The sequence below is a fragment of the Photobacterium kishitanii genome, assembly GCF_003026355.1.
Classification (GTDB): Bacteria; Pseudomonadota; Gammaproteobacteria; order Enterobacterales; family Vibrionaceae; genus Photobacterium; species Photobacterium kishitanii.
This window is the reverse complement of the sequence record NZ_PYON01000003.1, coordinates 400730-409324: the sequence shown is the minus strand read 5'-3', so window position 1 is coordinate 409324 and position 8595 is coordinate 400730. Positions and strand designations below refer to the sequence as shown.

7 protein-coding genes and 2 tRNA genes are annotated in these 8595 nt (G+C 36.8%); 1 reads left to right on the top strand and 8 read right to left on the bottom strand.

The genetic code is table 11. The features are described 5' to 3' along the window. Positions 1–468: 468 nt before the first annotated feature. The 8 genes from C0W29_RS05855 to C0W29_RS05820 form a co-directional block, all read right to left on the bottom strand. Positions 469–559 (bottom strand) — tRNA-Ser (locus C0W29_RS05855). Positions 560–584: 25 nt separating this feature from the next. Next, positions 585–672, bottom strand: a tRNA-Ser gene (locus C0W29_RS05850). Between the two features lie 214 nt (positions 673–886). Then, positions 887–1342 (bottom strand): L-alanine exporter AlaE, encoded by a 456-nt coding sequence (locus C0W29_RS05845; protein WP_045041630.1) that lies wholly within the window; start codon positions 1340–1342, stop codon positions 887–889. A gap of 269 nt (positions 1343–1611) precedes the next feature. Continuing rightward, positions 1612–2415 (bottom strand): MIP/aquaporin family protein, encoded by an 804-nt coding sequence (locus tag C0W29_RS05840; RefSeq protein ID WP_045044341.1) that lies wholly within the window; start codon positions 2413–2415, stop codon positions 1612–1614. Between the two features lie 166 nt (positions 2416–2581). Further along, positions 2582–3670, bottom strand: coding sequence for a glycerol dehydrogenase (locus tag C0W29_RS05835; protein ID WP_045044340.1), 1089 nt, complete (start codon positions 3668–3670; stop codon positions 2582–2584). A gap of 222 nt (positions 3671–3892) precedes the next feature. Beyond that, entirely contained in the window at positions 3893–5092 is a 1200-nt protein-coding gene (locus tag C0W29_RS05830) for an OFA family MFS transporter (RefSeq protein ID WP_036795387.1), read from the bottom strand. A gap of 191 nt (positions 5093–5283) precedes the next feature. Continuing rightward, positions 5284–6015, bottom strand: a complete 732-nt coding sequence (locus C0W29_RS05825; protein ID WP_107174090.1) for a LytR/AlgR family response regulator transcription factor — start codon at positions 6013–6015, stop codon at positions 5284–5286. Between the two features lie 4 nt (positions 6016–6019). Then, on the bottom strand, positions 6020–7672 hold the full coding sequence (locus tag C0W29_RS05820; RefSeq protein WP_045044339.1) for a LytS/YhcK type 5TM receptor domain-containing protein: 1653 nt from the start codon (positions 7670–7672) through the stop codon (positions 6020–6022). A gap of 302 nt (positions 7673–7974) precedes the next feature. On the opposite strand from C0W29_RS05820, the gene C0W29_RS05815 reads away from it, so the two are divergent. Further along, positions 7975–8550 carry a UPF0149 family protein gene (locus C0W29_RS05815; protein ID WP_036795390.1) on the top strand — a complete coding sequence of 192 codons (576 nt, stop codon included), beginning with the start codon at positions 7975–7977 and terminating at the stop codon, positions 8548–8550. Positions 8551–8595: the final 45 nt, after the last annotated feature.

Sequence of the window (8595 nt, the reverse complement as noted above, 5' to 3'; positions counted from 1 at the left end):
CAGCTTTGAGGATTAGTGGATTTGAACCCTAACTACAATTTACTCATCGCACTATTAAATACCAATAAAAACAGCAATAACGCGCTAATAATCGATTCCCTATCAGCGCTCGTACTTCACGATAGGAAATGATGACGGTTAAGGATTGGTATTCGTAGTAGAGAATAACGGAAACCAATTTATTCAGATATAAAAAAGCCGCTAATTTTCATTAGCGGCTTTTTTGAATGTCGCGGAGCAGCTTTGAGGATTAGTGGATTTGAACCCTAACTACAATTTACTCATCGCACTATTAAATACCAATAAAAACAGCAATAACGCGCTAATAATCGATTCCCTATCAGCGCTCGTACTTCACGATAGGAAATGATGACGATTAAGGATTGGTATTCGTAGTAGAGAATAACGGAAACCAATTTATTCAGATGTAAAAAAGCCGCTAATTTTCATTAGCGGCTTTTTTGAATGTGGCGGAGAGATAGGGATTTGAACCCTAGATACGCTATAAACGTATGCCGGTTTTCAAGACCGGTGCTTTCAACCACTCAGCCATCTCTCCAATTTTATATCTCTTAAAAGAGATATGGCGGTGAGGGAGGGATTCGAACCCTCGATACGTTGCCGTATACACACTTTCCAGGCGTGCTCCTTCAGCCACTCGGACACCTCACCACATTGTTGCCAACAACGCTTTGCTTGTCGACGGCGTGTAATGTAATGATTTATGGGATCAGGGTCAAGGCTTTTTATGTGACTTTTTTCTATTTGCTGGCTTATGCTGCAATTCGTGCTGTTCTTATACCAAAATCATTGTTTATCATATTTTAAAAACAACAAAAGCATCACCAAGGATGCTTTTAATTGATATCAATAATACTAATAGTGCTTAAATTATTGGTTGCGCCGCTGCAGTAACACGGAACATTCTACGGCATAACTCAAGAAACTGGCCATAAACCACTCCTAACGCACCTGAGACTAAAATGTTACTCATTACCGCTGCAATCACTTGCTCTTTATTAGCACCAACGGCAAATAGGATACAAGCGTAAATAGGTGACTGGAATACCACATATGCCACCATATCAGACATTCCTTTCATCCATCGCGTTGGAGAAAGTTTACTACCACAACCAATAACATAATCACGAAACATACCGTAAGGCCATGCAATCGCAATATTAATCGGTATGGATAACGTACGTGATGCTAATGACTGTTCAAAAGACATGCCTGAAATAAAAACTTCAATCATCATCCCTGTAATAAAGCTAAATACCACCATTGCAAATATATCTGCAGCAGCATTTCTCACCTTAAATGGCACTTTAATAACAGACATTCACTTCCCTTACCCTAGCAAAATCAACCAATATTAACATGGCAAACGTTACTTAAAACCATTCAAATAACACCATGCAGTTTATGTGCGCATTAGAACAGTTTTATTGCGAAATAAGGTACTATTTTTAAATTCAGTTCCGATTTATTATCTGCAATATCTTCTATTAACAGTCATTTTATCTAGTTGTGATTTTGATAAAATATCTTTACATATTATCTGGTTACAAATATACCCACTAGATATATATTACAAATATACTTCCCTATTTATACTGTTTTTATCTCTGATAAATAAGGCGTCGCAATATGTGAATATAGCCATGCTCCGCATAAAGCACCAATAATTGGTGCCACTAATGGCACGAGGAAATAAGGAATATCTCTACCTCCTGTAAAAGTTACCCAATCCCACCCCGCAAAAAATGTAAATAGTTTAGGTCCGAAGTCTCTTGCGGGGTTCATCGCAAACCCTGTTAATGGCCCGACAGATCCGCCAATAATTGCCACAACTAATCCAATCAACAATGGCGACATTGCCCCATTAGCAATACCATTACTATCATCCGTTATTGCTAAAATAGAAAACATCAATATTGCTGTAATAATCAATTCAATAATAAAAGCCCACTGCGTTGATAATAATGGTTGAGCATAAGTTGAAAAAATAGATGCAGTATCAAGACCAGATAAGCCACTACGTATAATATGGTGAGTTATTTCATAATTATTTAGCAAGCTACCGTAAATACCATAAATAATAGCAGCAGCAAAAAAAGCGCCACCTAACTGTGCCGATATATAAGGTAGTATTTTCTTTTTATCAAATTTATTAAATGTCGCAAGTGCTATAGTAATAGCCGGATTTAAATGTGCTCCTGATATTCCAGCTGTACAATAAATAGCTATAGCAACCCCTAACCCCCATATAATACTAATTTCCCAATGGCTAAATGTAGCTCCAGTAAGTTTTAATGCTGCAACGCTACCAACCCCAAAAAAAACTAATAACGCAGTACCTATAAACTCAGCAATACTTTCTTTTATAATTCTATTTTTAATATTCATTGATATATTACACCAAACTTTAATTATTTTATGTATGTAAAATCATTGAATTTACATATATAAAAAATTAATGAATACAAATGCAATTATATTTTTAAATTAGCATTGCGTATAAAATAACGCTCCTACTTATTAAATAAGCATAAGTAGAAGCATAAGTAGAAGCATAATATTATTTTTTTAAACCTAATGTGTGTGCAGTAAGTATCGCCGAAACTACAGCTTCAGGCGTCACTATAAATGGCATATTATGAATCGTCTCACCTTCAGCACAAGATGCAATAGCAACGTCCATCAACTTATTAAGGTCAATATCTTTCACACCCAAATCAAATAAGTTAGTAGGTAAACCTACTTGATGACAGAAATTAATAACCGTATTAATTTCTTCTAATGGTGTATTTTCTAATGCTAATTGAACTAATGTACCAAAAGCTACTTTTTCGCCATGAAATAGATGATGAGCTTCTTCCAGTTGAGTCAAACCATTATGAATAGCGTGTGCCGCCGCCAAACCACTACTCTCAAAACCAATACCACTTAAATAAGTATTTGCTTCAATAATATTCATCAAGGCTTTAGATGGTAAATTATTCTCTGCTGAGATTTTGGCTTTCAAACCATCAGCTAATAAGGTCTCATAGCATAATTTAGCCAATGCTTGTGCTGATAATGTCGGTGCACCGCCAGCCATTGTTGCTTTACCCGATGCTGCATTTGCACGAGCTTCAAAATAAGTTGATAAAGCATCCCCCATTCCTGCAACTAATAATCGTACCGGTGCCTTTGCAATTATGGTCGTGTCCATAATAACCATCGTTGGGTTAGTTGGAATCATTAAATACTGATCAAATTGTCCAGTAGGGGTATAAAGGACAGCCAATGCACTTGTTGGAGCATCTGTAGAGGCTATAGTAGGAACAACAACAACTGGGATTTTTTTATAAAAACCAATCGCTTTTGCTGTATCTAATGTCTTCCCACCACCAATGCCAATAATGACATCATTGCGATCATCATCAATTTTAACTTGTAACCGATCGATTTCTTGTCGTGAACATTCACCACCAAATAATTCCATTGAAAACTGCATATCAGCATCAATAAAACTATGAGCCGCTGTTTCACCGACTAACTCCGTAACAAAATCATCAGCAATAACCATTGGATTGTTGCCGTATGGCTTTACGTAAGCTGCTATCGCTGCAATCGTATTCTCACCTTGAACATATTTACTTGGGCTAATAATAATCTTATCCATAAATATAACACCTTATTCTATTAATTATTTTTCATATTATTTAAAAATCTATAAGGTATTTTTAATTATTTTCACAATTGACACTAGCCCATTAGTTCACAATTGATTATTACCATAATGTAATAATCATCCCTATACGGCCGATAGTGGTATTTTATTGGTATAAAAAAGCCCAAACCATAACGGGTTTGGGCTTATATTATTAAGGTGATTTATAATATTCTATGCGATATTTTGACTCGGCAACTTAGGTAACTTAATCGTTAATGCAATCACTAGTGAAATAATCAGTAGTGCAAACATCAAGTAAAACGTTGCGATAAAGCCACCAAAGATAGAGGCAACAATTGAACCAATAAAACTACCAATACCAAAGCCTAAATAAATGATGCCATAATTTTTGGTAAGATTATTTAAACCAAAGAAGTCACTGACTAATGATGGGAATACGGTAATTGTGCCACCAAAACTAAAGGCAATACAGCCGACAGCAACATAAAAACTCATCATACTTTGATGAGCAAATAGCAATGCACACACGCCAACTAAACACACAATCAATGCAATTGCGATAACCTTGGTACGAGCAATTTTATCTGATAGCACCCCTAGTACTAAACGCCCGCCTAAGTTAGCCACAGCAATAATAGCCACACCCGCAGCAGCAACGTCTAACGATAAGTGTACATAACCTTGACCGATATCTTTAGCAACACCAATAACATATAAACCGCTCATACAAACAGTTAAAAAGACTAATGCTAACATCCAAAACTGCGGACATTTCATTGATTGTGCAAGACTAAAATCACGCACATCAGCAGCTGATTCTGTGGCAGATACTTGCAGTTTAGGGGCATCTTTCATCATTAAGCCACCGATAATAACCATGACCATTGCAATAATGCCCCAGTAATCAAACGTGCTCTCTAAGCCATTATGTTCAAGGAAATACATATTAATGAATTTAAAACCTAAGCTACCTAATCCATAAGCACCTATAGCACAGGCAGAAATTAAACCTTTACGCTCGGGGAAAAATTTAACGCAATTAGATAATGTCATTAAATAACCGGTACCATCAGCAAAACCGATCAAAAAGCCAGCAAAGATATAAAGTAGCCATATATTTGAAGCGTGCGCAGTAAGCAAAAGACTCACTCCAAATAAGACGCCAGCGCCAAGAGTTACATTACGCACCCCAAATCGCTCCTGCATTTTCCCCGCCATTGATGAAGCGACAGCTAAAGCTAAGCTCATGATCCCAAAAGAAAAAGCAACACGACTTACGGGTTCAGATAACTTACCAGCAAGCTGAGCATTAAATAAACTCCAGGTATAAACAGAGCCTAAAGCAAACTGAGTAATGATAGTGCCCAGTAACGTGAAATAACGACTACGATGGGTAAGTTGGTTGGTCATGGCAATGCCCTCTTACGATGAAAATATTCAAGGTAACCTTGTGTCATACCTTGGTGCTGGTCACCAAAATACGACAATAACCACATATAACAAGAGGATGATAAAACAATAAAATCAGTGGTAACTTATGAGGAATAAAATGCAATATAGCGGCATGAAATGCATTATAACCGCTAACAATATACTGTTATTTACAACTGCATTAAGACACGGAAGGCTTTTAAATTACTGCGACTAACAGGAATATGCTGCTCAACATCAGCAAGTTTTATCATATAAGTACTATTAACCCACGGAATAATCTCTTTAACGTCATTAATATTTATACAATAAGAACGGTGACAGCGAAAAAAGTCACTCGCGGGCAAGCGAAGCATTAATTCACTAATCGTAACCGGCGCAATAAAACACCCTTCGGATGTATAAACATGAGTAACTTTTTCATGCGCAATAGCACAACAAATGTCACTAATAGCAGTAACATGAATACGATTATTATGCATTAAGTTGATAGTTTGACTACGTATATTCGTTGGTGGTTGTTGAGGTTCTTTATCTTGGGCACGAGTGTGTAATTTAGTTAATAGTCCCATAACTCGTTGCTCATTAAGTGGCTTTAATAAGTAATCAACCGCTTCTAATTCAAAGGCATCAACCGCATATTCTTTATAAGCAGTAGTAAATACGATTTGAGGTTTATGTAAAAATTGAGCAATATTACGCGCTAACAACATACCATCAATTGACGGGATATTAATATCTAAAAAAACAATATCAACCTTGTTAGATTGCAAGAATTTAAAGGCATCTAAACCATCATCAAAAGCGGCAACAATATTAATTATACTATGTTTTTCGATTAGATAAGTTAATTCTTCACGTGCTAAATATTCATCTTCGACGATCAGGGCGTTTAGTTTCATGGTACTAATCCTGTTCTTTTACATAAAATTTCATGGTCGTACCTTGCTCAAGGCGACGAATATGCAAACCATCGCCAAATAATAATAATAGCCGTTGATGAACATTATTTAGTCCGATGCGATGTGAGTCTATTTTACCTTGATATAATTTATCAATAGTTTGTTGATCAATACCAACCCCAGTATCTGTGATAGTAATAACCACATTGCCAACACTTTTTTTAACCGAAATCAGTACCTTACCAGCCACTCGTGATGGTTGAATACCATGCAAAATAGCATTTTCTACCAGAGGCTGAATCAACAAACACGGCACGCGCGGATGTACATCATCAATATCAAACACCACCTCAAGTTTTGGGCCAAAACGGGCTTGCTCAATAGCGACATAATCCCGTACTTGCTGAATTTCTTCCTGAATATCAATTAGCTCTACATCTCGTTCTAAATTGTATCGTAAAAAATCCGCTAAATTAGCAATCAACAGCCGAGCATCATCGGGACGAATTCGAATTAGGGTAGAGATGGCATTGAGTGCATTAAATAAAAAATGAGGGTTTATTTTGCTTTGTAATGCTGAAAATTCGGCTTTTGAAGCCATTTGCTTTAGTTGCTCAATCCGTGAGACTTCCATTTGGGTTGATATTATTTGTGATAATCCAATTGCCATTTCACGCAACGACATTCGAATACGATCGGGCTGGCAATAAAATATTTTAAGCGTGCCACTAACCTCACCATTTTCCCATAAGGGAATAATAAGCAATGAATGAAAGTTATGTACATTGAGGTTATTACTAATGATTTGCTCGCCACTTTCTACTGCTTGGCGCGTCATTTGACTAATTTTATGGTGGGCATCTAGAAATTGTTCTTCTCCACGGCCAACATAAGCACGTACATCTTGAGTATTGGTTATTGCAACCGCATCTGCCCCCGTATAAAACCGAATGATACTGCATACTTTTTGTAAAGCATGGCGAGTATTAATTCGAAAATAAGGCAAGGTTTTATTAGCAATATCAAGCGCCAACTTCGCTTGTTGAGCAGCGATAAGATCCTTTTCTTCATCAAGATCTTGTACTAATTTAATAATTAGCCCAATCGATAATGTACCCACAATCATCGGTAAACTAATATGAGAAACAATATTATAAGCCTGAACTTTGTTATGAGATAGCACCACAATTAGTACCATTGTCAACATTTCACAACACATTCCAGCAAGAATACCAAGTAAGGCATAATTCTTTTTAGCGCATTTACAGTGGATCCATGTTGCTAATAATCCAGCAAAAATACTCGTAATCAAACATGCAACAGATGTAGGACCATCAACATCGATTAAATAACGGTGAATACCGGCAATAATACCTGCAGGAATACCAATCCACGGCCCAAAAATAATGCCCCCTGATAACACTGCGATAATACGCACATTCACTAATGAGCCGTCTACATTTAAGCCGGTATAAGTGCTAAATACGGCAAATAAAATAAACAAAGACGAAATCATTGCTGTTTCAACAGGCCGTCGATGGGTTTTCTTTACGATTGATTGAAACAATTGCGTACGCGTTAATAAAAATAATGTCATCAACATCAATGCAGCGCGTTCAAATACTGCTAATAACATCATTAATTGTTCGCTATACATCACTCAACCTTAACTATAAGTAAATAACATCACTCGTTGATCTGTTTTACCAATATCAATCTGCTTAGTAATTGAAGATTATGTTATTTGTGAAGTCACCGTGTTTTAATTAAAATCAAAAATAAGCAATTTAATCTCAGCAAAAGTATTTCGTGCATTTTTTATACTGCAAGATGGACAAATATATTCGACCATTGCTAGGTTGTTATCAAGAGACTGTTACAATACTGGTATAAAGTTCAGCTATGCATGTATAGTTAATGCACCTGAACAGTTAATCATTATTAAACTGAGATTGTTTTATGCCTTCACAACTAAGTACTATCCTGCAAAACTCTCAACTAGCAGAGCAATTGCTATCTGAATCACAAACTCGCGGCTTTGTAACAGCAATGGCAGCGGCACCGCACCTTATAGATCCAACTGAATGGCTAGCATTTATGTGGGGTGGCGAAGAAACATCACCTTTTGAAAATCATGATGACTTAGAAACTTACGCAAAAGCAATCATCGAGATCTGGAACGAAGCACGTGCTGCATTATTTGAAAGTAGTTGGCAATGGCCTGATGGCTGTGCATTAGACGATAGCCAAATTGTAACTGAAGCAACCAGCAACTTCTGTGAGGGTATGCTTCAAGGATGGCAATTAGCACGTGATGATTGGGAAACTATTATGCCACCAGATAGTGAAGATAACGCGCTACTTGGTGGTGTATTACTGTCTTTTAGTTTGTTATTTGATCCAGAAACCGCATTAGAGGCACTAAAAGAACAAAATGCTGATGCTCTCGCGCAATTTGAAGAAATATTCAACGCTATTCCTGTCATGCTATGCGGTCTAACTCAACGTGGTGCACAACTCGTAGCGGCCCAATAGTCTGTCATCTAATACGATAATAAAAAGGCGAATCGATGCTTTTAC

What these genes read in the sequence shown, in the direction of transcription:
- C0W29_RS05845 (WP_045041630.1), bottom strand. Translation starts at nt 1,342, where the DNA reads ATGTCTGTTATTAAAGTGCCATTTAAGGTGAGAAATGCTGCTGCAGAT.
- C0W29_RS05835 (WP_045044340.1), bottom strand. Translation starts at nt 3,670, where the DNA reads ATGGATAAGATTATTATTAGCCCAAGTAAATATGTTCAAGGTGAGAAT.
- C0W29_RS05830 (WP_036795387.1), bottom strand. Translation starts at nt 5,092, where the DNA reads ATGACCAACCAACTTACCCATCGTAGTCGTTATTTCACGTTACTGGGC.
- C0W29_RS05825 (WP_107174090.1), bottom strand. Translation starts at nt 6,015, where the DNA reads ATGAAACTAAACGCCCTGATCGTCGAAGATGAATATTTAGCACGTGAA.
- C0W29_RS05820 (WP_045044339.1), bottom strand. Translation starts at nt 7,672, where the DNA reads ATGTATAGCGAACAATTAATGATGTTATTAGCAGTATTTGAACGCGCT.
- C0W29_RS05815 (WP_036795390.1), top strand. Translation starts at nt 7,975, where the DNA reads ATGCCTTCACAACTAAGTACTATCCTGCAAAACTCTCAACTAGCAGAG.